General features: G+C 61.8%; 24 protein-coding genes. 13 read left to right on the top strand and 11 right to left on the bottom strand.

What is annotated here, in order from left to right; all coding sequences use genetic code 11:
• Positions 1–129 precede the first annotated feature (129 nt).
• Positions 130–1,008: a LysR substrate-binding domain-containing protein gene (locus K3819_RS23030; RefSeq protein ID WP_064599082.1), complete on the bottom strand. Its 879-nt coding sequence runs from the start codon at positions 1,006–1,008 to the stop codon at positions 130–132.
• Positions 1,009–1,147: 139 nt separating this feature from the next.
• Here K3819_RS23030 and K3819_RS23025 point away from each other — a divergent pair, with 139 nt between their 5' ends.
• The 6 genes from K3819_RS23025 to K3819_RS23000 all read left to right on the top strand — a co-directional run bounded on the left by K3819_RS23025 (position 1,148) and on the right by K3819_RS23000 (position 8,561).
• Positions 1,148–2,785 carry a 5-guanidino-2-oxopentanoate decarboxylase gene (locus K3819_RS23025; RefSeq protein WP_221398013.1) on the top strand — a complete coding sequence of 546 codons (1,638 nt, stop codon included), beginning with the start codon at positions 1,148–1,150 and terminating at the stop codon, positions 2,783–2,785.
• Positions 2,785–4,233 (top strand): aldehyde dehydrogenase family protein, encoded by a 1,449-nt coding sequence (locus tag K3819_RS23020; RefSeq protein WP_221398012.1) that lies wholly within the window; start codon positions 2,785–2,787, stop codon positions 4,231–4,233. Before K3819_RS23025 ends, K3819_RS23020 begins: the two co-directional genes overlap by 1 nt.
• Positions 4,234–4,450: 217 nt before the next feature.
• Positions 4,451–5,554 (top strand): ABC transporter substrate-binding protein, encoded by a 1,104-nt coding sequence (locus K3819_RS23015; RefSeq protein WP_085606688.1) that lies wholly within the window; start codon positions 4,451–4,453, stop codon positions 5,552–5,554.
• 180 nt (positions 5,555–5,734) lie between these two features.
• Positions 5,735–6,643: an ABC transporter permease gene (locus tag K3819_RS23010; protein WP_039765919.1), complete on the top strand. Its 909-nt coding sequence runs from the start codon at positions 5,735–5,737 to the stop codon at positions 6,641–6,643.
• Entirely contained in the window at positions 6,640–7,488 is an 849-nt protein-coding gene (locus K3819_RS23005) for an ABC transporter permease (RefSeq protein WP_221398011.1), read from the top strand. Before K3819_RS23010 ends, K3819_RS23005 begins: the two co-directional genes overlap by 4 nt.
• Positions 7,489–7,505: 17 nt before the next feature.
• Positions 7,506–8,561 (top strand): ABC transporter ATP-binding protein, encoded by a 1,056-nt coding sequence (locus tag K3819_RS23000; protein WP_085709574.1) that lies wholly within the window; start codon positions 7,506–7,508, stop codon positions 8,559–8,561.
• 112 nt (positions 8,562–8,673) lie between these two features.
• Here the strand turns inward: K3819_RS23000 and K3819_RS22995 are convergent, their stop codons facing one another.
• Positions 8,674–9,603, bottom strand: a complete 930-nt coding sequence (locus K3819_RS22995; RefSeq protein ID WP_064383794.1) for an AraC family transcriptional regulator — start codon at positions 9,601–9,603, stop codon at positions 8,674–8,676.
• 337 nt (positions 9,604–9,940) lie between these two features.
• On the opposite strand from K3819_RS22995, the gene K3819_RS22990 reads away from it, so the two are divergent.
• The gene (locus tag K3819_RS22990) at positions 9,941–10,294 is read left to right on the top strand and encodes a putative quinol monooxygenase (protein WP_064599069.1); all 354 of its coding nucleotides are present in this window, start codon (positions 9,941–9,943) and stop codon (positions 10,292–10,294) included.
• A 43-nt stretch (positions 10,295–10,337) separates the two neighbouring features.
• The gene (locus tag K3819_RS22985; protein ID WP_007960172.1) at positions 10,338–10,580 is read left to right on the top strand and encodes a hypothetical protein; all 243 of its coding nucleotides are present in this window, start codon (positions 10,338–10,340) and stop codon (positions 10,578–10,580) included.
• A gap of 4 nt (positions 10,581–10,584) precedes the next feature.
• Here the strand turns inward: K3819_RS22985 and K3819_RS22980 are convergent, their stop codons facing one another.
• The 6 genes from K3819_RS22980 to K3819_RS22955 all read right to left on the bottom strand — a co-directional run bounded on the left by K3819_RS22980 (position 10,585) and on the right by K3819_RS22955 (position 18,428).
• Complete coding sequence (locus tag K3819_RS22980) at positions 10,585–11,214, bottom strand: flavin reductase family protein (protein ID WP_039765924.1); 630 nt, start codon at positions 11,212–11,214, stop codon at positions 10,585–10,587.
• Positions 11,215–11,338: 124 nt separating this feature from the next.
• On the bottom strand, positions 11,339–11,656 hold the full coding sequence (locus K3819_RS22975) for a hypothetical protein (RefSeq protein WP_085610837.1): 318 nt from the start codon (positions 11,654–11,656) through the stop codon (positions 11,339–11,341).
• Positions 11,657–11,953: 297 nt separating this feature from the next.
• Positions 11,954–13,273, bottom strand: coding sequence for an MFS transporter (locus K3819_RS22970; RefSeq protein WP_085610836.1), 1,320 nt, complete (start codon positions 13,271–13,273; stop codon positions 11,954–11,956).
• A gap of 295 nt (positions 13,274–13,568) precedes the next feature.
• Positions 13,569–14,897, bottom strand: coding sequence for a sigma-54 dependent transcriptional regulator (locus tag K3819_RS22965; RefSeq protein ID WP_221398010.1), 1,329 nt, complete (start codon positions 14,895–14,897; stop codon positions 13,569–13,571).
• Positions 14,897–16,657 (bottom strand): ATP-binding protein, encoded by a 1,761-nt coding sequence (locus K3819_RS22960; RefSeq protein WP_221398009.1) that lies wholly within the window; start codon positions 16,655–16,657, stop codon positions 14,897–14,899. The genes K3819_RS22965 and K3819_RS22960 overlap by 1 nt, the downstream gene beginning before the upstream one ends.
• Before the next feature lie 247 nt (positions 16,658–16,904).
• Positions 16,905–18,428 (bottom strand): fumarate hydratase, encoded by a 1,524-nt coding sequence (locus tag K3819_RS22955; protein WP_007960181.1) that lies wholly within the window; start codon positions 18,426–18,428, stop codon positions 16,905–16,907.
• 311 nt (positions 18,429–18,739) lie between these two features.
• On the opposite strand from K3819_RS22955, the gene K3819_RS22950 reads away from it, so the two are divergent.
• From K3819_RS22950 to K3819_RS22940, 3 genes are read left to right on the top strand one after another with little or no spacing between them, the layout of a single operon-like run.
• A complete protein-coding gene (locus K3819_RS22950) occupies positions 18,740–19,846 on the top strand; it encodes a diguanylate cyclase (protein ID WP_221398008.1) in 1,107 nt (368 codons plus the stop codon).
• Positions 19,839–20,774: an iron-sulfur-binding ferredoxin reductase gene (locus tag K3819_RS22945; protein ID WP_221398007.1), complete on the top strand. Its 936-nt coding sequence runs from the start codon at positions 19,839–19,841 to the stop codon at positions 20,772–20,774. The genes K3819_RS22950 and K3819_RS22945 overlap by 8 nt, the downstream gene beginning before the upstream one ends.
• Positions 20,775–20,803: 29 nt before the next feature.
• Positions 20,804–21,553 (top strand): enoyl-CoA hydratase-related protein, encoded by a 750-nt coding sequence (locus K3819_RS22940; RefSeq protein WP_064599042.1) that lies wholly within the window; start codon positions 20,804–20,806, stop codon positions 21,551–21,553.
• Positions 21,554–21,845: 292 nt separating this feature from the next.
• Here the strand turns inward: K3819_RS22940 and pyk are convergent, their stop codons facing one another.
• Positions 21,846–23,297 (bottom strand): pyruvate kinase, encoded by a 1,452-nt coding sequence (pyk, locus tag K3819_RS22935; protein WP_007951250.1) that lies wholly within the window; start codon positions 23,295–23,297, stop codon positions 21,846–21,848.
• A 173-nt stretch (positions 23,298–23,470) separates the two neighbouring features.
• Between pyk and K3819_RS22930 the strand changes: the two genes are divergently transcribed.
• Both K3819_RS22930 and K3819_RS22925 read left to right on the top strand, forming a co-directional pair.
• Positions 23,471–23,857, top strand: a complete 387-nt coding sequence (locus K3819_RS22930; RefSeq protein ID WP_011335675.1) for a tol-pal system YbgF family protein — start codon at positions 23,471–23,473, stop codon at positions 23,855–23,857.
• A gap of 218 nt (positions 23,858–24,075) precedes the next feature.
• A complete protein-coding gene (locus K3819_RS22925; protein ID WP_007951248.1) occupies positions 24,076–24,435 on the top strand; it encodes a PilZ domain-containing protein in 360 nt (119 codons plus the stop codon).
• Positions 24,436–24,479: 44 nt separating this feature from the next.
• On the opposite strand, the gene K3819_RS22920 is transcribed toward K3819_RS22925, so the two are convergent.
• Positions 24,480–24,884, bottom strand: a complete 405-nt coding sequence (locus K3819_RS22920; protein WP_011335674.1) for a DUF6124 family protein — start codon at positions 24,882–24,884, stop codon at positions 24,480–24,482.
• A 542-nt stretch (positions 24,885–25,426) separates the two neighbouring features.
• Positions 25,427–25,642 (bottom strand): hypothetical protein, encoded by a 216-nt coding sequence (locus tag K3819_RS22915; protein WP_041475416.1) that lies wholly within the window; start codon positions 25,640–25,642, stop codon positions 25,427–25,429.
• Positions 25,643–25,699 lie beyond the last annotated feature (57 nt).

The following is a 25,699-nucleotide window of genomic DNA, read 5'->3' as shown; positions in this document are numbered from 1 at the left end:
TGATTCATCGACCTGAAAGTTCGAGTCGATTATGGATTCGGTACAGCACGTTCAGGTCGGCGTAATTTTCGAGCATCCCACGATCGGCTCCCTCTCCCTCCGGGAGAGGGCTGGGGTGAGGGCATGGCCTCACCGCGTATGAGCCTGCTCAACCAACCACCCCATCAATTCCTGCAATTTCGCCGACGGCTCCGACGCCGGCGCGACGATGTAATAGCCCAGTCCCGTCTTCACCTTCAGATCGAACGGCATCACCAGTCGCCCGGCGTTCAAGTCGTCGCCGATCAGTGACCAGTCGCCGATCGCCACCCCCGTCCCATGGGACGCCATCGACATCGCCTGATCCAGCGTCTCGAAATGCTGACCGCTGGCGATATTGCTCAGGTGCAGTTCGGCGGCGTTGAGCCAGAGTGTCCAGTCGTCATCGGTGTGAGTCGGGTGCAGCAGCAGATGCTGTTGCAGATCTGCCGGTGTGTGCAGGGCCGGTCCGCCGTTGAGCAGCGTCGGTGAGCAGACTGGCGTCAGTTGTTCATCGAACAGATGCAGGGTCGCAGGAGAGTCGTGTGGCGCGGTGCCGTAGATCACCGCCGCGTCGAACTGCTCGCGATGAAAGTCCACCCCGTGTTGCAGCGATGCCGTGAGTTTCACCGGCACGTCCGGGCGCTCGCGCTGCCATTGCAGCAGACGCGGCAACAGCCAGCGCATCACGCAGCTCGGCGCCTTGAGTTGCAGGGTTTCGCGTTTGGCGCCGATCTGCTCCACCGAATCGCCGATCAGGCTGAACACCTGCTGCACCCGTGGCAGCCATTCGCGACCTTCGGCCGTCAGCTCCAGGCCCCGGGCCAGGCGAATGAACAGCTCATAACCCAGATGTTCCTCCAGCCCGGCGATCTGCCGGCTCACCGCACCCTGGGTGATGTGCAACTGCTCGGCGGCCCGGGTGAAGTTGCAGCACTGCGCGGTGATCAGAAACGTGTGCAGGGCGGGCAGGGGAGGCAGTCGTTTCATGTGGATCCAAGGTATGACGTGAGGACATGGCTAGTATGAGCTTTTATCGATTGTTGCGGCTACGGGTCGCCCGTTTCAATGAGGCCAATCACCGGTTCCTTTAAAGCCCGGTGCCTCAACGAACAAGAAGGGCAAAGACATGGCGACGTGTGGCGAAGTACTGGTCAAGTTACTCGAAGATTATGGGGTCGAGCAGGTGTTCGGCATTCCCGGTGTGCATACCGTGGAGCTGTATCGCGGGCTGGCCCGTTCGAGCATCAACCACGTCACCCCGCGCCATGAACAGGGCGCCGGCTTCATGGCCGACGGCTACGCCCGCACCAGCGGCAAACCGGGTGTGTGCTTCATCATTACCGGCCCGGGCATGACCAACATCACCACCGCCATGGGCCAGGCTTACGCCGATTCGATCCCGATGCTGGTGATTTCCAGCGTGCAGTCGCGCAGTCAACTGGGCGGCGGTCGCGGCAAGCTGCATGAGCTGCCGAACCAGAGCGCACTGGTCGGCGGCGTGGCGGCGTTCTCCCACACCCTGATGTCGGCGTCCGAATTGCCGGGCGTGCTGGCCCGTGCTTTCGCGCTGTTCCAGGCCGGGCGTCCGCGTCCGGTGCACATTGAGATTCCACTGGACGTGCTGGTCGAAGAAGCCGACGAACTGCTGACCAGCGTGCCGGTCAACATCGACCGCGCCGGTGCTGCGCCGGCCGCCGTGAGCCGCATGACTGAACTGCTGGCCGGCGCCCAGCGTCCGCTGATCCTCGCCGGTGGCGGCGCCATCGACGCAGCTGCCGAACTCACCGAACTGGCCGAACTGCTCGACGCACCGGTGGCCCTGACCATCAACGCCAAAGGCATGCTGCCGTCCAGCCACCCGCTGTTGATCGGATCGACTCAGAGCCTCGTGGCGACGCGCGCCTTGGTGGCCGATGCCGATGTGATCCTGGCGATTGGCACCGAACTGGCGGAAACCGATTACGACGTGACCTTCGCCGGCGGTTTCGAAATCCCCGGCAAGTTGCTGCGCGTCGATATCGATCCGGACCAGACCGTGCGCAATTACCCGCCGCACGTGGCGCTGGTGGCCGACTCGCGCAATTCCGCGCAAGCATTGCTCAGCGCGCTGTCGCACAAGCCGCTGGCCGAGCGCCGCAACGACTGGGGTCAGGTACGCGCCGCGCGTCTGCGTGAAGACCTGGCCGCAACCTGGGATGCCCCGACCCTGGCCCAGACCCGTTTCCTCGAAACCGTGCTGCACGAGTTGCCGGATGCGGTGTTCGTCGGTGACTCCACGCAACCGGTGTACACCGGCAACCTGACCTTCAACCCGGAGCGCCCGCGCCGCTGGTTCAACTCGTCCACCGGTTACGGCACCCTCGGTTACGCCTTGCCGGCGGCGATTGGCGCGTGGCTCGGCGGCAACCTCGAACACGGCGCGCGTCCGCCGGTGGTGTGCCTGATCGGCGATGGCGGTCTGCAATTCACCCTGCCGGAACTGGCCAGCGCCGTGGAAGCGCGCACGCCGGTGATCATCCTGCTGTGGAATAACCAGGGTTACGAAGAGATCAAGAAATACATGGTCAACCGTGCCATCGAGCCGGTGGGCGTGGACATCTACACCCCGGACTTCATCGGTGTGGCCAAGGCCCTGGGTTGCGCGGCCGAGGCGATCAGCTCCGCCGAACACCTGCGCAGTGCATTGCGCGCCGCCACCGATCGTCAGGGCCCGACCCTGATCGAGATCGACCAGACCCAATGGATGAAGGCGGTGGCCCAATGATGAATTTCCCGACCACACTCGACGGCCTGTACATCAACGGCCAATGGTCCGCTGGGCGCGAACACCTGCGCGTGATCAACCCGGCCACCGAAGCACTGCTGACCACGGTCAACGGCGGTGACGAAAGCGCCGTCAATCAAGCGGTAACGGCGGCGACCGAAGCCTTCAAGGGCTGGTCGAAAACCACCGGTGCCGAGCGCGGCGCGATCCTGCGCAACATCGCCAATGGCGTGCGCAACGGCCGCGAACATCTGATGAAGTTGCAGTCGAGCAACAACGGCAAACCGCAGTTCGAAGCGGGCATCGATGTCGATGACGTGATCGCCACCTTCGAGTACTACGCCGAACTCGCCGAAGGCCTCGATGCGAAACAGGACAGCAACGTGCCGCTGCCCAGCGACGACTTCAGCGCACGTCTGCGCCGCGAGCCGTGCGGTGTCGTCGGGCTGATCGTGCCGTGGAATTTCCCGATGGTCACCACCGCGTGGAAACTCGCCCCGGCCCTGGCCGCCGGTTGCTGCGTGGTGCTCAAGCCGTCTGAAGTCACGCCGCTGCCGGAACTGGAGCTGGCGACCATCATCGCCGAATCCGGTTTGCCCAAAGGCGTGTTCAACCTGGTGTGCGGCACCGGTCTGGCAGTCGGCGCGCCGCTGTCGGCGGACCCGCGCATCGCCAAGATTTCCTTCACCGGCAGCAACGCCGCCGGTGTGCAGGTGATGCAGCGCGCCGCTGAAACCGTGAAGGGCGTGAGCCTGGAACTGGGCGGTAAATCCTCGCTGCTGATTCTCGAAGATGCCGACCTTGATCTGGCGGTGGAGCTGGCTTGCGGTGGTGGTTTCTTCAACGCCGGGCAGATGTGCTCGGCCACCAGCCGGGTACTGGTCGCCGATGAACTGGCCGATGAATTCCTGATTCGTCTGAAGGCTCGCGCGGAAAAAATCCGTGTCGCCGATCCGTTCGATCCTGACGTCGAGATGGGCGCGCTGGTCAATCAGGTGCAGTACCAACGGGTGCTCGGTCACATCGACCGTGGTTTGAGTGCCGGTGCAAAGCTGATCTGTGGCGGCAATCGTCCCGCCGATCTGCCGCGCGGCTATTTCTTGCAGCCGACAATCTTCACCGAAGTGCCCCTCGACAGTGCGCTGTGGTGCGAAGAGATTTTCGGCCCGGTGATCTGCGTGCGCAGTTTCGCTACGGAAGCCGAGGCGATTGCCTTGGCCAACGACAGCCAGTTCGGTCTGGTGGCCAGCGTGGTCACGCGCAATGCCGAGACCGCGGATCGGGTCGCCAACGCCTTGCAGGCGGGGCTGGTGTGGCTCAACGCGCCGCAGGTGATCTTCCCGCAGACCGCGTGGGGCGGCTACAAACAGAGCAGCCTCGGCCGCGAATTGGGGCCGTGGGGCCTGGCGGCATTTCAGGAAATCAAGCACGTGATCCGCGCGCTCTGAATGCCCGAAAAAGGTCAGCGCATGCCTCGCAACGAGGCATGCGCCGGCGTCATGGCTCCAATGAGTTTTTATCGATAGTCAGGTGTTTTGCACGACCTCAGGATGAACCCGCAGACCACGCTCAAGCCCTTTGAAACCGGGCGCTTGAGCAATATCGGTCAAGCAGATGCAAGGGTTGCGATCAATCTCATACTTACAAGAATAATGGGAGTCCCAAATGGGCGAGCACGATCTGAACAGGCGTCAATTCATCAAAACCGTCGGCGTGGCTTCGGTGGCTGCGGCGGCCATGAGCATGCCCTTCATCCGGGCCAGTGCCAGCGACACCCGCTTCGCCGGCAAGACCCTGCGGCTGCTGACCTGGTCCGATGACACGGGCCTGGCCGCGCTGCGCAACATCGCTGCAACGTTCGAAGCCAAGACTGGCGCCAAAGTGATTGCCGACCGCACCGGCAGCACCTCGGAAATGGTCGCCAAACTCAAGGCCGGCGGTGACCGTCCGCAGTACGACATCATCACTCTGGCTGGCGTTGGCGCCGAAGGTCTGGCCGCTGCCGGGCTGCTGGAAAAACCCGATCTCAACCGCATTCCCAATCTGGTCGACGTCCCGGAAAAATACCGCACCGGCGCCAACGGTCACGGCATCGGCTACCTGCTGTGGTGCAACAGTCTGGTCTACAGCACCCGCACCCAGAAGGAAGCGCCGGACAGTTACGCCGCACTGTGGGACGCCGATCTGGCACCGAGCATTTTCCTGCCGCCGCCGAACTGGACCGAGGCCATGGACCTGATCATCATCGCCGCCAAACTGGCCGGTGGTGACGAGCACAACATCGAGCCAGGGTTCAAGAAACTCGCCGAGCTGAAAGACCGCGTGGTGACCCTTGGCGAAAACCCCAACCAGATCGCCGAGCTGTTCCGCACCGGGTCCCTGGATATGGGCGGCCTCTACGCCCCGGCGTTTTTCCCCAAGCAGATCCGTGATCCGAACTATGGCCTCGGTGCCACGTTCGGCATGAAGGAAGGTTTCTACACCGACCTGATGCTTTCGGTAATGCCGAAGAACCGTCCGGGCGACACCGACCTGGCCTACGCCTTCATCGACCACTCCCTCGACCCGCTGGTGCAGGGCAAGATGGCCGAAGACATCTTCAACGGACCGGTCAACGCCAAGGCGATCATCTCCGCCGAAGCGCGCAAGAGCCCCTTCATCCTCACGCCGGAGCAGATCGCGGAGAAGGCGATCATGCACGACAACGCCTTCCTGGCGACCGTGCATGACCAGTGGATTCGTCGCTACACGGAAATCTTTTCTTCCTGATCGAGTGACGTACACAGGCTCTCAAGCACTGAAAGTTCTTGTGGGAGCGAGCCTGCTCGCGATAGCAATCTGTCAGCCGACGTTGTTGGTGAATGTCAGTCCGCATCGCGAGCAGGCTCGCTCCCACAGAGGGCCAGGTGAGCTTGAAGCCGTTGTTTTTCCATTGACGAGATCATTGCTATGGAACATCAATCCCTGACCCAACCGGTCGGCACGGGTGACGTGCGCCCGGCGCGCGGTGTTTCGCCGACGGCGCGGGCGTGGTTTTTCCTCACGCCGTCGATGCTGTTTCTCGGCGTGCTGATTGCCGCCAGCCTGCTGGTGCTGCGCATGAGCGTCGGCACCAAGGGCGCGGAGTGGTCGGGCTTCAGCCTGGCCAGTTACGCGCAGTTGCTCGAACCCTACTACCTCAAATCGTTGCTGCTGACCTTGCGTCTGGCGCTGATCAGCGCGGTGATCGCGGTGGTGCTGGCGATCCCGGTGGCGTACACCATGTCGCGTCTGACCTCGCCGTTCGTGCGGCGGATCTTTCTGGCGGCGGTGCTGTTGCCGCTGCTGGTCAACCTGCTGCTGCAAAGCTATGGCTGGCTAGTGATCCTCGGCCCCGGCGGCATGCTCAACCAGACCCTGATGGGCCTGGGTCTGATCAAGCGGCCGATCATGTTGCTGTACAACCAGAATGGCGTGTTGATGGGCCTGGTGCAGACCGCGTTTCCGCTGGCCGTGCTGCCGATTGCCAGCGCCATGCGCGGCGTCGCCCGCAGCTACGAAGAGGCTGCCGCGACGCTGGGCGCCAGTCGTTTTCAGGTGTTCCGTCAGGTGGTGCTGCCGATGAGCCTGCCGGGGATCATCACCGGCGCGACCCTGGTGTTCGCCTACAACGCCAGCAGCTTCGTGGTGCCGCTTTTGCTCGGCGGTCGGCGCGTGCCGATGCTCGCGGTGATGGTGCATGACCAGATCGCCCCGCTGATGAACTGGCCTGCCGCGTCCGCCGCCGGGGTGGTGCTGATCGTCACCACGCTCGCCATCATGACCTTGTCCGAATACATCACCGGCCGCCGTCGCCGTCTGCTGGAGGCTTCGCAATGAGTGCTCTGTTCAAGAAGCGTCAGTCGCTGTTGCCGGGCGACACCGGCAAGTTTGCCGGCATCCTCTCCGGGATCATTCTGCTGCTGGCCGTGTTGCCGATCCTGACCATGATCGTGATGTCGTTCAGCGGTGCGTCGAACCTCGACTTCCCGCCGAGCAGCTACAGCCTGCAGTGGTACAAGGCGGCGTGGCACACCTTCGTCTCGCCCGATGCCAGCGATGTGTTGAGTCTCGGCCAGGCCATGGGCACCAGTTTGCTGGTGGCGTGCCTGACGATGATTTTCGCCACGCTGATCGCGGTGCCGGCGGCCTACGCGCTGACCCGTTGCGAGTTCCGTGGCAAGGGTGTGGCGCTGCAACTGATGTCGCTTCCGCTGGTGTTCCCGATGGTGGTGCTGGGGTTGGCCTTGCTGCTGGTATTCGACAGCCTGCCGTTCCACATGACCACCTCGCGACTGGTGATTGCCCACGTGATTCTGGCGCTGCCGTTCGTGGTGAAGAACTGCACGGCGGCCATGCTCTCCATCGGTAGCGAAGTCGAAGAAGCCGCGCAGATGCTTGGCGCGTCGCCATTGAGGGCCATCGTCGATGTGGTGGTGCCGTTGATGAAGTCGGGGATTCTGGCGGGGATGCTGCTGGCGTTCATCGTCTCGTTCAACGAATTCACCGTGACCTATTTCCTCTACACCATCGACGTCATGACCGTGCCGATCTGGATGTACAGCCGCACCGTGTCATCGCTCGACCCTACCGTGTTCTCGTTTGCCGTGCTGATCGTGCTGATCGACTTCGTCCTGATCTGGGCGCTGGAGAAGCTGGTCGGTGAGGGCGGCGTTTCCTTTTGATTTCTTGAGGTGATTTTATGTCTGGTCTGATTCTGGAAAACGTCGAGAAACACTACGGCTCGGCCTGCGCGGTAAAAGACGTCAACCTGCATTTGCCCGAGGGCAAACTGGTGTGCTTCCTCGGCCCGTCGGGCTGCGGCAAGACCACGTTGCTGCGGATGATCGCCGGGCTGGAAACCCTCACCGGCGGCGAGATCCGCCTGGACGGCGAGGACATCGGCCACACCCCTGCGCACCTGCGCAACTTCGGCATGGTGTTTCAGTCGCTGGCGCTGTTCCCGCACATGACCGTGGGCGAAAACATCGCCTATCCGCTGAAACTGCGCGGCGTCAGCAAGGCCGATCAACAGGCGCGGGTCGTGGAGTTGCTTGAGTTGATCCAACTGCAACCGATGATTGATCGCCCGGTGGCCAAGCTCTCCGGCGGCCAGCGTCAGCGAGTGGCGATTGCCCGGGCGATTGCCTCGCACCCGAAAATCCTGTTGCTCGACGAACCGCTGTCGGCGTTGGATGCCAAGTTGCGCGAGTCGATGCAGGTGGAAATCCGCCAGCTGCAACAACGCCTGAACATCACCACGATCATGGTCACTCACGATCAACGCGAGGCCATGACCATGGCCGATATCGTGGTGGTGCTGGGCGAGCATCGGGTGCAGCAGGTGGGTACGCCGATTGAAATCTATCGGCACCCGGCCAACGAATTCGTCGCGGACTTTATCGGCTCCGGCAATATCTTCCCGGCTACCGCACTGGGCGATGGCAAGGTCGTGCTGCCGGGTGGCGATGCCCTGCAAGTGCCAATCTGCAGCAGCATCGTGGTCGGGCAGAAAGTGAAAATGCTGATCCGCCCCGAAGACCTGCAACTGTCGGCGCCGCAGGCCACGGCGGGCAATCGCCTGCTGGGCAAGGTGACGTTCGTGCGGGATATTGGCGCGACCATCGAGACTACGGTGGAATGTTCCGGGGTGACCTTCACGGCGCTGAGTACGCCGTGTCAGGGGATTGGGTTGGGGATCGGGCATCCGGTGTCGGTGACGTTGCCCAGTGAGGCGTGTCGGGTGCTCGGCGCTTGAATCAAAGGCCCCATCGCGAGCAGGCTCGCTCCCACAGGTTCAGTTGTACACCGATCCAATGTGGGAGCGAGCCTGCTCGCGATGGGGCCAGTGGCCGCAATAAAAAAACGGGTCAGACCGTCAGCCGCAACCGCGCCAGATCCCTTAGCGGCGGCGCCCCAAACAACCGGCTGTACTCACGACTGAACTGCGACGGACTTTCATACCCCACCCGATACCCCGCCGCCGAAGCCTCCAGCCCCTCAGCCAGCATCAAACGCCGCGCCTCCTGCAGGCGCAGCTGCTTCTGATACTGCAACGGGCTCATCGCCGTCATCGCCTTGAAGCGATGATGCAGGGTCGAGACGCTGAGGTTCACTTCCTTCGCCAGGTCATCAATGCGCAGCGGCTGTTCGAAGTTGCCGTTGAGCCATTTGATCGCCTGGCTGATGCGGTGGCTCTGGCTGTTGGCGATAGCGATTTCGTACAGCCGATGCCCCTGCGGGCTGCGCAGCAGGCGATAGAGAATTTCCCGGCGGATCAGCGGCGCGAGCATGGCGATGTCTTTCGGCGCGTCGAGCAGACGCGCCAGACGCAGCACCGCATCAAGCATCGCGCTGTCGATTTTCTCCACATACAGACCACGCCCGGTCGGCCGGGTCGGTACGCCCATCGGACCGGCGTCGGCGATCAGCGCGGTGATTTCCGCAGGATCAATGTCCAGGCGCACGGCGAGGATCGGCTCCTCCGGCGAGACATTCACCACCCGTCCACTCAACGGCATCGAGACCGACACCACCAGATAATTGAGCGGGTCGTAATTGAAGAACTCATCCGCCAGCCGTACCTCTTTGCGCCCCTGGGCCATGATGCACAGCGCCGGTTGCGCAAGCACCGGGGCGAAGTCATGGGACTGGGTGTGGCGCGACATGAACAGCGAACCGACGGCAGTGGCATAACTGCCATCTTCGGACGTGTTGCGGCGGATGATCGCCGCCAGTTCCGCGCGCTGCTTTTCCATGTCGGCATCGGGCGGCGCTTGAAAACGATCGAATGACGTCACGTGCGGCATCCTCGGCAAAGTCGGTGGGAATGGAGCAGAGCATAAGTTTGTGCAAGCCAGGGCGGTAGACACATCCTGCGAAATGCTTGCCTGATCCTGCATTGGGTTGTTGGCCCATCCAGCCATAGCAGGACGCAGGTGGTCAGAGTTGCCCGAAACCGGTGTGACAGGACGGTGACAGGAATTTACGACTTGTTACAGGTCTGCAAGACAGTCTCGCAGGATTGTGCAACGCGACGGCAGGAATCGACTAACGGCGAACGGGGGGCGGCCCTTAACCTTGAATCCTGTCGCAGCCCGTCCCCGGCTGCCACGCGACTCCCTGGGAGGGTTGAACATGTCCAAGCAGATTCCCGTCAGTCATATGGCCTTCGTTCGAGCGCGTGCCGGACGCTCGGCGGAACTCGGCATGCGCCTGAGCGCCCTGATCGAACCGTCCCGCGCCGCCCCCGGCTGCCTGAGCTTTGCCTTGCAGCATTCGCAGTGTGATCCCGAGTTGTGGCTGGTCTCCGGTTTCTGGAGCAACCAGCAGTCGATGACCGCGTACTTCAGCAGCCCGTCGATGGAAGTCTTTGCCGAGCTGGTGCAGGACCTGGTGGTCAACAGCCTGGATTTCCACACGTTCAAGGAAGTCTCGGCCGCACAGGCCGTAGGGCAATGCACTGCGCCGGTACACAAACTTGCCGGTTGAATGTTTAATGTCCGGCTTATCCGACTGAGCCAGGACCTGCGATATGGCACGTAAAGAGTTCGAACACTTCGAAGCGGTTTCCGCTGTAGTCCCCGTCGAGTTGGGCGGCAACAAGGGTTATCACGCGGCGATCGCCGTCAAGGCCCTGGTCGACGGCGGCGCGCCGCGCTTTCACAAACTGCTGAACGATCAGGTTTTCCCCGGCGCCATCGCGGCCGATGAAGCCGCGATCAATGAACTGGACAAGCTCAAGGGCGTCACCGACGACGCCGAGCTGATCTGGTAAACGCTTACTTCGTCGCCCCCGGGCGCCACATCTTGAACAATGCCTCCGGCCCCAGCTGGAAGTAGTCCGCCGGCCCGCCGCCCCGCAGTATCGGTTCGGCGGCGGCGGTGTCGTAGATCCCGTCCTTCAACAGCCACTTGGCAATGTGCACGGCGACCACTTCGCCGAGCACCAGCCAGCTCGGCACGGTCTCGCCGTCGGCGCGCTGCAACTGAATGATCTGGGTGACCTTGCATTCGAAGGACACCGGGCTTTCGCCTACGCGTGGCACGGCAATCACCTTCGACGCCACCGGTGTCAGCCCCGCCAGTTCGAACTCATTGACCTGCGGCCCGACCATCGCGCAGCTTTGGTTCATTTGCTCGGCCAGCGGGCGGGTGGCGAGGTTCCAGACGAATTCGCCGGTCTGCTCGATGTTGTTCAGGCTGTCTTTGCGCCCGACGCTGGAGAACCCGATGATCGGCGGAATGTAGTTGAACGCGTTGAAAAAGCTGTAGGGCGCCAGGTTCAGCCGGCCCTCGGCATCCTGCGAAGAAATCCAGCCGATGGGCCGCGGGCCGACGATGGCGTTGAACGGATCGTGGGGCAGGCCGTGGCCGTTGGCCGGTTCGTAGAAATGGATGTCATCGGGCATGGCGGGTGGTCCTGGAAACGGCTGTCAGAGAGCGGCCATAGTGCAAGGACGGGCGGCTGATTTCCAGCCCTCCAGACATGACTAAGCCCGGCCGAAGCCGGGCTGTGGTGTGTGTATTTGATGATCAGCTGATGGCTGCGGCAGTGCCGGTTTTATCGAAACCGTCGGCAGCGATGGCGTTGGCAGTACCGGTTTTATCGAAACCGTCTGCGGCGATAGCGTTGGCAGTGCCGGTCTTGTCGAAACCATCCGCAGCAACGGCTTTGCCGACGTTGGTCTTGTCGAAGCCGTCAGCAGCGTAGGTGCCGGTGTGGCTGGTTTCGATGGCGGCGCTGGCGCCGGAAATGAAGTCGGCGGATTTGGTTTTGTCCGAGCCATCGGCGGCGAAGGTGTTGGCGGCCAGTACAGACAGGGTCAGGGCGAGGATCAATTTGGTTTTCATGGTCGTTGTCTCCGGGTTCGTTGGCGATGTGTTTCGCATGGGGTTCATGCTACGCCAACTAAATTGATTGAAAAGCGCAAGATAATGCTAAAAACAATCGATTAACTTGATATTAAGGGCGGCGCATTCAATTCGCTTTCGTCGTCGGAGCGAGCGTCGCGCAGGTCATCGATCAGGTAGGTGCAGAATCGCCTCGGCGAATTAACCAGCGATTAATCGCCAGGAACCGCTGATCGGCCAACGAAAAAAGGGGCAGACCCGTGAAGGTCTGCCCCTTTTTTGATTCGCGTTGCGGGATCAGTCAGTGACGATGCGCGAGTGTTTCTGCGTGTCTTTCATGGTGATGTACACCAGCAGGGACACCGCGATGCACGCGGTCACGTACCAGTAGTAACCGGTTTCCATGCCGATGCTCTTGAACCACAGCGCGATGTATTCGGCGGTGCCGCCGAAGATCGACACGGTCAGCGCGTACGGCAGGCCGACGCCCAGGGCGCGGATTTCGGTCGGGAACAGCTCGGCTTTCACCACGGCGTTGATCGAGGTGTAGCCGCTGACGATGATCAGCGCCGCCATGATCAGGAAGAACGCGCCCCACCAGGTCTGGATGGTGTGCAGGGTCATCAGGATCGGCACGGTGAAGATCGTCCCGAGCACGCCGAAGGCGATCAGGATCGGGCGACGACCGATTTTATCGGACAGGCCGCCGATGATCGGTTGCAGGCACATGAACAGGAACAGCGTGGCCGCCGAAATGGTGGTGGAGTCGGAGATGCTCATGCCGACGGTATTCACCAGGTATTTCTGCATGTAGGTGGTGTAGGTGTAGAACGCCAGCGTACCGCCCATGGTCAGGCCGACCACGGTGAGCAGTTCCTTCGGATGACGCAGCAAGGTGCGCATGGCGCTTTCCTTGGACTTCTCCTTCTTGGTGAACGACTCGGTTTCTTCCATGCCGCGACGCAGGTACAGCGCGACGATTGCACACAGCGCGCCGATGGCGAACGGAATACGCCAGCCCCAGGCGTACAGCTCTTCGGTGGTCAGGAACTGTTGCAGCACGATCAGCACGCCCAGCGCAATGAGCTGGCCGGAAATCAAAGTCACGTACTGGAAGCTGGAGAAGAAGCCGCGACGATCCCTGGTCGCCATCTCCGACAGGTAGGTCGCCGAGGTGCCGTATTCGCCACCGACCGACAGGCCTTGCAGCAGGCGGGCGAACACCAGCAGGATCGGCGCGCCGACACCGATGGTTTCATAGCCCGGGCTCAGGGCGATGATCAGCGAGCCGAAGCACATCAGGTAAACCGAGGCCATCAGGGCTTTTTTGCGTCCGACCTTGTCGGCGTACAGGCCCATCAGCCAGCCACCGATCGGGCGCATCAGGAAGCCCACGGCGAAGATCGCGGCGGTGTTGAGCAGTTGGGCGGTGGTGTCGCCTTTGGGGAAGAAGGCTTTGGCGAAGTACAGCGAGAAGGCGGCATAGACGTACCAGTCGTACCACTCGACCATGTTGCCGACGGAACCGCTGAAGATCGACTTGATGCGACTGGCGGTGGTTCGTTCTTTGGCCGGCACGGCAGCCGACCCAAGGGGCAGGGCGTTGGAGTTATCCATTGAAGGATCCTTCATTTAATTGTTGTTGTGGAGCGCGTTGGAACGCGGCCTGCGAGGGCTATAGCAGGAGCTGTGCCAACGGGGGGAGGGCCGGTTTAGAAGGGTTGGGGAAATGGGTTGAGCGGGATTTTGCCGATGATCCGGAATGAATGAGCGGATTTCCGCTCATTCAGCGTGATCGTTCCCACGCTCTGCGTGGGAATGCAGCCGGGGACGCTCTGCGTCCCAAAGCGGACGCAGAGCGTCCATTGAGGTATTCCCACGCGGAGCGTGGGAACGATCAATCATCGAACGATCAGTCGGGTACGAACATTTCCCGGGTCAAACCATGCCGTTGCATCTTTTCATTAAACGTGCGACGCGGCAGTTGCAGTTCCTCAAGCACGGCTTTCACATCGCCCTTGTGCCGTGTCAAAGCGGCCCGCAGACACTGCGCCTCAAACGCCTCCTGCTGCGCCGCCAGCGACTGGCCCGGATCAATCCCCTGCATCGGTTCATCCAGCCCCAGCACCTGACGTTCGGCCACGTTCGCCAACTCGCGAACATTACCCGGCCAGTCATGGCTGAGCAGGTGGCTCAACTGCGCACCACTGAGCGGCGGGAACGTCCGGCCCAAACGTTGGGCGGCGCTCTGGGCGAAGGACTCGAACAACAACGGAATGTCTTCGCGACGATCACGCAGCGGCGGCAATCGCAGCTCTGCGACGTTCAGGCGATACGCCAGATCCTCGCGAAAACGCCCGGCCCGCGCTTCGTCCAGCAAATCGGGTTTGGTCGCGGCGACGATCCGCAAGTCCACGCGAATGCTCTGGTTTGACCCCAGCCGTTCCAGTTTCTGTTCCTGCAACACCCGCAGCAGTTTCACCTGCTGGGCCAGCGGCATGCTTTCGATTTCATCAAGAAACAGCGTGCCGCCATCGGCGTATTCCAGCTTGCCGATGCGCTTGCCGGACGCCCCGGTGAACGCGCCGCTCTCGTGCCCGAACAACTCGGCTTCGAACAGTTGCTCGGGGATCGCCGCGCAGTTCAGGGCCACAAACGGCTTGTCGGCACGCGGGCCGAAGTCGTGCAGGCAGCGGGCGACCAGCTCCTTGCCGCTGCCGGTTTCGCCACGGATCAGCACATTGACCGGCAGCGTCGCCAGATCGAGTACCTGTCGGCGCAAGGTCTGCAAACCACGGGACACGCCGAGCAGCGTCGCGTCGAGTTTGGCGCGGTTGTCGGCCTGCTCGTGCAGTGCGCGGTTTTCCAGTACCAGCCGGCGCTTGTCCAGCGCCCGGCGCAGGCTGCCGAGCAGGGTCTCGGGGCTGAAGGGTTTTTCCAGAAAATCGTAAGCGCCGTCGCGCATCGCTTCGACCGCCATCGGCACATCGCCGTGGCCAGTCAGCAGAATCACCGGCAAATCGGGATCCCGGCGCTGCACTTCGGCCAGCAGTTCAAGACCGCTGAGGCCCGGCATGCGCACATCGCTGAGGATCACCCCGGCAAAGTGCCTGGGCAGCGCCGCCAGGCATTCCTCGGCACGGCTGAACAGCTGCACCTCGAACCCGGACAGGCTCAACCATTGTTCGACGGCATTGCGAATGCTGCTTTCGTCATCGACCACCATCACCGCGTTGAGCATCAGATGTGCGCCTCCAGATCGATCGGCAAGGTCAGGCTGAACACCGCGCCGTTGTCGCCATTCTCGGCGCACAGGCGCCCGCCGGATTCATGGACGATGGCGAACGATACTGCCAGCCCCAGACCCAGCCCGTCACCCACAGGTTTAGTGGTGAAGAACGGATCGAACACCTGACCCAGATGTTCTTCGGCGATGCCGCCGCCATTGTCGATAACGCTAAGGCGCCACAGTTGCTCGTCGGTTTCCAGGCGGATTTCCAGACGCTTGCAGGGCTTGCCCTGCATGGCATCGAGGGCATTGCGCAACAGGTTGATCAGCACCTGCTCCAGACGGATCGCATCGCCGCGCACCCAGGCCGGGCGCGTCAGGTGCAGCACCAGACTGACCTGTTCATCGCGCATTCGCGCATCGAGCAATTGCAGGGCCTGATCAACCACCGTCGCCAAATCCAGCCGTTCGCGCAAGCCGCTGGGGCTCTTGCGGGCGAAGGTTTTCAGGTGGCCGGTGAGGGCGGCCATGCGCGTGAGCATGTCATCCACCGGTTTGAGCGCCTTGTAGGCGTCATCGACCCGACCGTGATCGAGCAGCAGTCTCAGAGTTGCAAGCTGCATGCGCTGGGCGGTCAGCGGCTGATTGATTTCGTGGGCCAGCGCGGCGGACATCTGTCCCAGTGCCGCGAGTTTGGCCGACTGCACCAGACCGTCCTGCGCCGTGCGCAAATCCCGGGTGCGTTCCTCGACCAGTTGCTCAAGCTCTTCGCGGCTACGCTGGCGCATCTTCGCCAGACGCCAGCGCTGATTGAGAAACAGCAACAGGAACACCAGCGCCAGCCACACTCCGGCAGCGGCGAGCCCGGCATTGCGCTGGTCCTCAAAGGACAATTGCGGGCGGCGCAGCAGATGCAGGGTCCAGCCTTCGGCGGTCAGCGGCAGCGATTCCCACAGGTAATCCGCCGTGCCTTGCGGGCCTTCGACGCGGCGCAGATCACTGTTGTCATCGAAGCTGCGCAGCGCCAGATGCGTCAGTGGCACCAGCGACTGTTTGTCGTATTGGCGGGTGGCCTTGATCTCGCGGTAATCGGCCGGGCTCAGCGGGTGCAGCAGGCGATAGCGCCAGCCGGGCTGGTTGGCGATGAAGATGATCCCGCGCGCATCGCTGACCAGCAGGGTGTCACTGCCCTGGCTCCATTCGCGTTCGAGTTCGGGGAATTCGAGCTTGACCACCATCGCCCCGAGAAAATCGCCGTTGTCGCCGAGTACCGCGCTGGACAGGAAGTAACCGGGAATCCCGCTGGTCACGCCGACCGCGTAGAAACGCCCGGTGCCCTGGGTGCGGGTCTGGCTGAAATAGGGGCGAAAGCCATAGTTGTGACCGACGTAACTGCTGGGCAGGCGCCAGTTGCTGGCGGCCACCGCGAGGCCGGTGCGGTCGAGCAGTTCAAGGGTCGAGGACTGTGCGGCGCCGTTGATCTTTTCCAGCTTCAGATTGAGTGCCGTTTGCTGTTCGGCGCTCACGGGACCGGCCAGCGCCGCACGCAGCTGCGGGTCCAGCGCCAGCACGGCGGGCAGGGCGCGGTAGCGGTCGATCAGGGTGTGCAGCGAGTTGGCGTACAGCGCCAGCTGTTGATTGGCCCGCGCGGCGTCTTCTTCCAGCGCCTGGCGCTCGGCGTGGCGGATCGCAAGCGTTGCAGCAAGGGCGGCACCGGCGATGATCAGCAGGGTATACAACGACAGGCGCAGGGTACGGGAAGTCGGCAGCATGCTGTGGCAAACGGATGGCAGGACGGGCGGGCACGATACCATGCAGATGTGTAGGCGGGGCTCCCGTTCATAGGCGCTATGAGCATGCGGTACTTTTTACCGATACCGATCACTGAAGGCATCGACAATTGCGCACGAAAAAAACCGCTCTGCATATAGTTGTTTGGATGTACGGATTTTATACACTCAAAAAAAACGACCGGCTCATCCATTTGGATGAGCCGGCCGTTTTTATATGGCAAATAGCTTACTGCACTTCTACCGCCAGGCTTTCGCTGATCTTCTGTTGCCAGATCGCAGGACCGGTGATGTGTACCGATTCACCTTTGCTGTCCACCGCAACGGTGACCGGCATGTCCTTGACCTCAAACTCGTAGATCGCTTCCATACCCAGTTCGGCAAACGCCAGAACCTTGGACTTCTTGATCGCTTGCGCCACCAGGTAAGCGGCGCCGCCGACGGCCATCAGGTACACAGCCTTGTTGTCCTTGATCGCGTCGATCGCGGTAGGGCCGCGCTCGGACTTGCCGATCATGCCCAACAGGCCGGTCTGCTCGAGGATCTGTCGGGTGAACTTGTCCATCCGCGTGGCGGTGGTCGGGCCAGCCGGGCCAACCACTTCGTCACCGACCGGATCAACCGGGCCGACGTAGTAGATGAAGCGACCTTTCAGATCAACCGGCAGGGTTTCGCCCTTGTTCAGCATCTCGACCATGCGCTTGTGCGCGGCGTCGCGACCGGTGAGCATCTTGCCGTTGAGCAGGACGGTTTCGCCCGGCTTCCAGCTCTGCACGTCTTCCGGGGTCAGAGTGTCGAGGTTGACGCGACGGGCCGAAGGGCCGGCTTCCCAGACGATTTCCGGGTAGGCGTCCAGCGGTGGCGCCTCCAGCGAAGCAGGGCCGGAACCGTCGAGCACGAAGTGCGCGTGACGGGTGGCGGCGCAGTTCGGGATCATGCACACCGGCAAGGAAGCGGCGTGAGTCGGGTAGTCCATGATCTTCACGTCGAGCACGGTGGTCAGGCCACCGAGGCCCTGGGCGCCGATGCCCAGCTGGTTGACCTTCTCGAACAGCTCCAGACGCATTTCTTCGATGCGGTTCTGTGGGCCACGGGCCTTGAGCTCGTGAATGTCGATGGATTCCATCAACACTTCTTTTGCCATGACAGCGGCTTTCTCGGCGGTGCCGCCGATGCCGATACCCAGCATGCCCGGCGGGCACCAGCCGGCGCCCATGGTCGGAACGGTCTTGAGCACCCAGTCGACGATCGAGTCGGACGGGTTGAGCATGGCCATTTTCGACTTGTTCTCGGAGCCGCCACCCTTGGCCGCCACGTCCACTTCCACGGTGTTACCCGGAACGATGGAGTAGTGGATGACTGCCGGGGTGTTGTCCTTGGTGTTTTTACGCGCACCGGCCGGGTCGGCCAGGATCGAGGCACGCAGGACGTTTTCCGGCAGGTTGTAGGCGCGGCGCACGCCTTCGTTGATCATGTCGTCCAGGCTCATGGTCGCGCCATCCCAACGCACGTCCATGCCCACCCGCACGAACACGGTCACGATGCCGGTGTCCTGGCAGATCGGCCGGTGGCCGGTGGCGCACATGCGCGAGTTGATCAGGATCTGCGCCATCGAGTCACGGGCCGCTGGCGATTCTTCGCGCAGGTAGGCTTCGTGCATCGCCTGGATGAAGTCCACGGGGTGGTAATAGGAAATGAACTGCAGGGCGTCGGCAACGCTCTGAATCAGGTCGTCTTGCTTGATCACGGTCATGAGTCGCGCTCCTCTAAAAGACGGGAACATTCAATAAGGTGCCTGCGGCTTGGGTGCATCGGTCGGTCGCAGACACCTTTCAAGGCACGCCGGGGCTGCTGGCGCGACGCTAAAAAGGCGCGGCAGTATACCGCGCCTCGGGGGCGGGCACATCTGCCGGGAGTCATTCGTTGGTCGCATGGCTGCAGGTTTTTGACGCCAAATACCCGGCCCGAAAATCAATGGTCATTTATCGCCTGCGCCACTAAAGTGGCAGCCGGTCTGTAGGGTAGGACACTCGGTCAGCCTCTTATCGCACGGTGAGTCAACGATTGACCCATAACGCCATTCAACGTCTTTTGCTCAAACGCTTCGCCCTCGCTGCAGCCACCTACGGATTGGCTTTGCTGCTGCTGTGGCTGGCGTATTTCACCGGTCACTACAACGATTCACTGGCCGGCGTCGCCGTCGGCAGTGCCCTGGTGGTGATCAGTCAGGCGGTCCTGTTCGCCCTGTTCTTTACCGGCTGCAATTTGCGCTTTTCCGACCCTAGCCTGACCGAAGCCCAAGTGCTGCTGGGCCTTGGCTGGCAGACGTGGCTGATTGCTCATCTGGAGGAGGCCCGGGGCGAGTTTCTCGTTTTCTATGTGCTGGTCCTGCTGTTCGGCCTGTTCCATCTGTCACAGCGGGCGTTCGTACGCTGCGCGATGCTGGTGTTCTTCAGCTTCTGCGCCATCACGCTGTGGGACGGTTACCACTTCCGTCTGCACGATCCGGCGCTTTCCGCGTTGCAGGCCTGCATCCTGCTGATCGTGCTGGCCTGGCTGGTGATCTATGCGCGTTTCGTCCAGACCTCGCGCCAACGCATGCGTCAGCGCCGGTTCGCCCTGCAGGCGCATCAGGACACCCTGCGCGGGATGATGCGCCAACTCGAAGACCTTGTTGCCACCGACGAACTGACCGGGCTGTTCAACCGCCGGCATTTCCTGCGCCTGGCCACCCGCGAGTTGAATGCGATGGAGCCCGACGTGCTGCACGGTCTGGCGCTGATCGACCTCGACCACTTCAAACGCATCAACGATATTCATGGCCACGCCGCCGGTGATCAGGTGTTGCAAGCCTTCGCCGGGGTCGCCGGTGCCTGTCTGCGCGACGGCGACGTGCTGGCGCGTTATGGTGGTGAGGAATTCGTGGTGCTGCTGCCCGATTGCAACGCTGAAAGCCTGACCGCCTGTTGCGAGCGCCTGCGCATCGCCTTCACCGACGTTGAACTGGTGGGCCTGAATGTGAAAAACCTGAGCCTGTCCGCCGGCATGACCCTGCTGGAACTGGGCGATGATCTGGACGACGCCTTGCAGCGCGCCGATCAGGCGCTGTACCGGGCCAAGCGTGACGGGCGTAACCGTTGCGCGGCGGCATGGGAGAACGTCGATGCCTGAACTGCGAGTGGGTGAACGACAGTGGTCGGTGGCGTCGGGCAGCAACCTGCTCGATGCCCTCAATCAAAACGGTGTGGCGGTGCCTTATAGCTGCCGCGCCGGAAGTTGCCATGCATGTCTGGTGCAATGCATCCAGGGCTTGCCTGCCGACAGTCGCCCCGATGCCCTGAGCGCCGAACAGCGTGATCAGGGCTGGCGGCTGGCATGCCAGTGTCAAGTGATCGACGATTTGCAGGTGCACACCTTCGATCCCTTCACCGATGGTCGCCCGGCCACGGTCGAGGCGCTGGACTGGCTCGGCGACAGCGTGTTGCGTCTGCGCCTGACACCCCAGCGGCCGTTGCGCTACAGCGCCGGTCAGCATCTGGTGCTGTGGGCCGGCCACGTTGCGCGGCCGTATTCGCTGGCCAGCCTGCCGGAGGAAGACCGCTTTCTTGAATTCCACCTCGATTGCCGCCAGCCCGGCGAATTCAGCGATGCCGCGCGACGCTTGCAGATCGGCGACCCGATCCGCCTCGGCGAACTGCGCGGCGGCGCGCTGCATTACGACCCGGACTGGCACGACCGGCCGCTGTGGCTGCTGGCCGCCGGCACCGGGCTCGGCCCGTTGTTCGGCGTGTTGCGCGAAGCCTTGCGCCAGGATCATCGGGGCGCCATCCGCGTCATTCACCTGGCCCATGATGCCGACGGGCATTACCTGGCCAAACCCCTTGAAGCACTCGCTGCTCAGCGGGAAAACCTCAGCGTCGAACTGTGGACGGCGGCCGAGTTGCCGGGCGCTTTGGCGCAACTGCGCCTTGTTTCCCGGCAAACCCTGGCCTTAGTCTGCGGCTCGACGGCCAGCGTCGACGCGTTTGCCAAGCGTCTGTTCCTGGCCGGACTGCCGCGCAATCAACTGCTGGCCGATGTCTTCCTGAGCCGTGGTTGAGCGCTGATTCTTCAGACGCGAGACACACCATGACCGATGCCATCCTGCTGCACCGCGAACGCGGTTTGCTGACCCTGCGGCTCAACCGCCCGGACAAGAAAAACGCCCTGACCCGGGCCATGTACAGCCAGTTGGCCGAAGCGCTCAAGCAAGCCAATCACGACCCCGAAATCAACGCCGTGCTGATCACCGGCAGCGCCGAGTGCTTCACCGCCGGCAACGACATCGCCGACTTCATCCAGCAACCGCCGAGCGACCTCGACAGCCCGGTGTTTCATTTCATGCTCAACTTGCTTGAATGCCGTAAACCGGTGATCGCCGCCGTGGCCGGGGCGGCGGTGGGGATCGGCACGACGCTGTTGCTGCATTGTGATCTGGTGTACGTGGCGCGGGATGCACGGTTACGCATGCCGTTCGTCAATCTAGGATTGTGCCCCGAGTTTGGCTCCAGCCTGATCCTGCCGCGCTTGCTCGGGCAGGCCAAAGCCTCGGAGTTGCTGCTGCTCGGTGAAGGCTTCACGGGTGAGCAAGCCGCGCAATGGGGGATCGCCACCGAGGCGCTGGGCAGCGGCGAAGCCGCATTGACCAAGGCGCGGGAGATGGCGCTGCGGTTTGACGAGTTGCCGGCTGAAGCGGTGCGCATCAGCAAACAGTTGATGCGCGCGCCGGATCGCGAGTTGATTCGCAAGGTGATCGAGGAAGAGGGCGCACTGTTCACCCAGCGGCTGCGCTCGCCGGAGGCGCTGGCGGCGTTGACCGGGTTCATCAAACGGCATTGAGATATCCGCCGACCGCTCCGCGCATCGATCGCCCCCGCACTCCGCGCATCGACCGCGGCCACACTGCGCGCACGGACCGCCGCCGCACTCCGCGCACCGATCGTTCCCACGCTCCGCGTGGGAATGCAGCCCGGGACGCTCCGCGTCCCATGCCGAAGCGGACGCGGAGCGCCCATTGAGGCATTCCCACGCAGAGCGTGGGAACGATCAACGTAGTAACGATCAACACTCCTGAAATGAAAAAGCCCCGCCATTCAAATGGCGGGGTTTTTCGTTTTCAGCAGCCGGTCACTCAGACCTGCGGATCGCCCACGTGCAGGATCTTCATGCCGTTGGTGCCGCCGGTGGTGTGGTAGCTGTCGCCCTTGGTCAGGATGACCCAGTCGCCTTTCTCCACTACGCCGCGCTTGACCAGTTCGTCGATGGCTTTCTGGCTGACTTCGTTCGGTGCCAGCGAAGCCGGGTCGAACGGTACGGTGTACACGCCACGGAACATTGCCGCGCGAGCCTGGGCTTCTCGGTGCGGGGTGAAGCAGTAGATCGGCACCGAGGAGCGGATACGCGACATGATCAGCGGGGTGTAGCCGCTTTCGGTCAGTGCGATGATCGCCTTGACGCCCGGGAAGTGGTTGGCGGTGTACATGGTCGCCAGTGCGATGCTTTCGTCGCAGCGCTCGAATTCCTTGCCGATACGGTGGCTGGAGGTCTTGCTGGTCGGGTGCTTTTCAGCGCCGACACAGATGCGCGCCATCGCCTGCACGGCTTCCAGCGGATAAGCGCCAGCAGCGGACTCGGCAGACAGCATCACGGCGTCGGTGTAGTCGAGCACGGCGTTGGCCACGTCGGACACTTCGGCGCGGGTCGGCATCGGGTTCTGGATCATCGACTCCATCATCTGGGTCGCCACGATCACCGCCTTGTTGTGGCGGCGTGCGTGCAGAATGATTTTCTTCTGGATGCCCACCAGCTCGGCGTCGCCGATTTCCACACCGAGGTCACCACGGGCAACCATCACCGCGTCGGAAGCCTTGATCAGACCGTCGAGGGTTTCGTCGTCGGCCACGGCTTCGGCGCGTTCGATCTTCGCCACCAGCCAGGCGGTGCCGCCGGCTTCGTCGCGCAGTTGACGGGCGTAGTTCATGTCGGCGGCGTCACGCGGGAAGGACACGGCGAGGTAGTCGACTTCCATTTCAGCGGCGAGCTTGATGTCGGCCTTGTCTTTTTCAGTCAGGGCCGGCGCGGTCAGGCCGCCACCGCGACGGTTGATGCCTTTGTGGTCGGACAGCGGGCCGCCGATGGTCACGACGCAGTTAAGCTCGGTCGCGGTGGCGGTTTCAACGCGCATCACCACGCGGCCGTCGTCGAGCAGCAGCTCGTCGCCCACGCCGCAGTCCTTGACCAGGTCCGGGTAGTCGATGCCGACCACTTGCTGGTTGCCTTCGGTCAGCGGATGGCTGGTGGAGAAGGTGAACTGGTCACCGATCTTCAGCTCGATGCGCTTGTTGGCGAATTTGGCGATACGGATTTTCGGGCCTTGCAGGTCACCCAGCAGGGCGACGAAGCGACCGTGCTTGGCCGCGAGGTCACGCACCAGCTTCGCGCGAGCCTTGTGCTCGTCGGGGGTGCCGTGGGAGAAGTTCAGACGGGCGACGTCCAGGCCAGCCAGAATCAGCTGTTCGAGAACTTCCGGCGAGTTACTGGCCGGGCCAAGGGTAGCGACGATTTTGGTACGACGGACGGACATGCAAAGACTCCTCAGGTTCAAGCGCCAGCGAAGGCTACTATGCTCGAAGGGTGTAGTCATTGTTCGTTTGCACTACTTAATACTTTCTTTATTGAACACGGCAACTTTGGGACAAACGCGCCTGAAGATTTCCGACCAGGGGTCGATACAGAGCACAAGACAGGAGAACCCCCATGCGATTCGTGCCCATTGCCGCCCTTGCCCTCAGCGTCCTCGCCGCTTCGGGCTGCACCCGTTGGTCGATGAACCATCATTTGAACAACGCCTACAGCGCCTATGACCGGGGCAATTGCGAGCAGGTGATGCTTGAACTGTCCAAGGTCGAACGCGCCAGCCGCGCCCGCCCTTATGTGTGGCCGGAAGTGTCGATGATGCGCGGCCAGTGCCTCGAACGGCAGAAAATGTTCGTCGATGCGGCGCAGACCTATCAGTTCATCATCGCCTCGTACCCCAACAGCGAATACGCCTACCGCGCCCGCGCGCGTCTGGAAACCCTGCAGAGCTTGGGTCACTACCCGACGCGCAGCGCTGCCGCCGTGGTACGTCCAACCCGGTTCTGATGGCGGTTGCCATACAAAAGCTGGCTGCTTGTATAGGGTGAGCTATAGTCGAATGACACCGGTGCAGATCGATATCTGTACCGGCGCAACACCTGCGACTGGCATGAGATGCGCGTAGCGAGCGCCACACCGGGTGCGGGGAGAGCGAACCTGACGCACAGGTCCGTTCCGAAGCGAGAGTGCGGCTCTGTAATGGAGCCTTGCATGGCGAATTGCTTATGTTTACCGACCGTCGAATCGAACGGCATCAGCTGCCGTATTTTCTGCGAGTATTCAACAGCGTCACCGACAAACCCATCGGCTTTCTGGGCAACGTGTCCGAAGACGGTTTGATGCTCATCAGCCAGTTGCCGATGATGATCGGTGCCGAGTTCAACCTGCGCCTGAAAATTCCCTTGGGCGAGGGCTGTCAGCAGGTCATCGACCTCACCGCGTGCTGCCTGTGGTGCCACGAAGACGCGACCCCCCGACACTACGACGCCGGCTTCAGCCTGTACCGGACGCCGCCCGAGTATGGGCAACTGGTCGAGGCGTTGAAGCAGTACTTCAGCTTTCAGCCGTTGCCGGCCTCGGCTTGAAAACCAAAAGGGCCACAACCTGCCGAAGGTTGTGGCCCTTTTTCTTACTCGTTTATCGCAATCGCCCGTTCGTTATCCAGTGTCTTCTCCACCAGCAACAACCCCAATTCACTCAACTGATAGATCGCCATCGCCAGATGCCGCGGCTTGTCGTCCAGGCTGTCGGCCAGATCCAGCAACAGAATGCTGACCGAGGAAAAGGTTTCGTAGGTCTGGATGGCGATGGCTTCCGGGTTGATGTCCGGATCGACTTTGAACATCTGCATGCCACGATCCACGGAGTTGCGTGATTTTTCAGCTTTGGGGTTGAGGTAAAAGTCGAGGGCCCGATGGGCCGCGTCGTGGAGTTTTTTTGAATCGACGGAGGCGTAGGGGGAGACCGGATCGGTTTGATCAGTCTTGTCAGTTGGATCGATATCCGAAGGCGGATTTGGTGTAGCTTTGAACATACCTAACTTCCTAATAAGTTGGGCTGTTACCGCTTCGCGACTAAACGAGGGGGTGGCAGCTGTAAGCAGGTTAGTCGACCGGGGAAGTAGGCTTTTCCGGCGTGCCCGGGGGCACCCTGCTCACAGCCACCATCGAGTGCAGGGATAGGGAATACCCGACTGGACGATGCGTTTGCAAACCTATCTTACCTCGGGCGACTAAACCCGGCCGCTGATTGGCAGCGACGGGGATCAAGTTACGGGGCAACGCCAAGGTGCACAAGCCGGCGGATTCGCGCTTACATGTAGGCAAAAGCGTCACGTGTTGTAGCCTCAATTCCACCGTTTTTTTGTTGTCCACAAAAAGTGAGAGAACAACAGTTTTGCATCTCTTTTGAAGGTTTTTACACGTGGGGCAGAGCTAGTGTAGTCGTAGGCAAAGGGAGTTTTCTTGAGAACCGAGCTGTAAGAAAACCCCCAGTTAATTATTGGTTCTAGAGGACACGAACCGTAGAAGAAATACATCGAAAGATCTTGGAGACATAGGCGAAAGTCCGAAAGCTTTAGCTGGGACGTTTTCCTTTCAGCTTGGCCAAACCTTGATTGATGAAGCCAGCGTTTTCTCCGATTGTAAAAAGTGCTTCTCGGACGTTGTTTCCGGTATCCACCATTCCCTGTGCTTCGACCAGGAGTACTAATTCCATTAGAGCGGCTTCCAAGCCGAGTTGATTCTGATACATCCTTTCCAACACGTCTGATAGAGAGTATTGAACGGCCATTCTTAGGCTCCTTTTTGCAAAAAAACAAGCATAGCAGTGGCATCTGCGAGTGTTAGT

The organism is Pseudomonas sp. 3-2 (assembly GCF_019710535.1).
Taxonomy (GTDB): Bacteria; Pseudomonadota; Gammaproteobacteria; order Pseudomonadales; family Pseudomonadaceae; genus Aquipseudomonas; species Aquipseudomonas pharyngis.
Note: the sequence above shows the minus strand (reverse complement) of the source record. Positions and strands in the feature narration are given on the sequence as shown.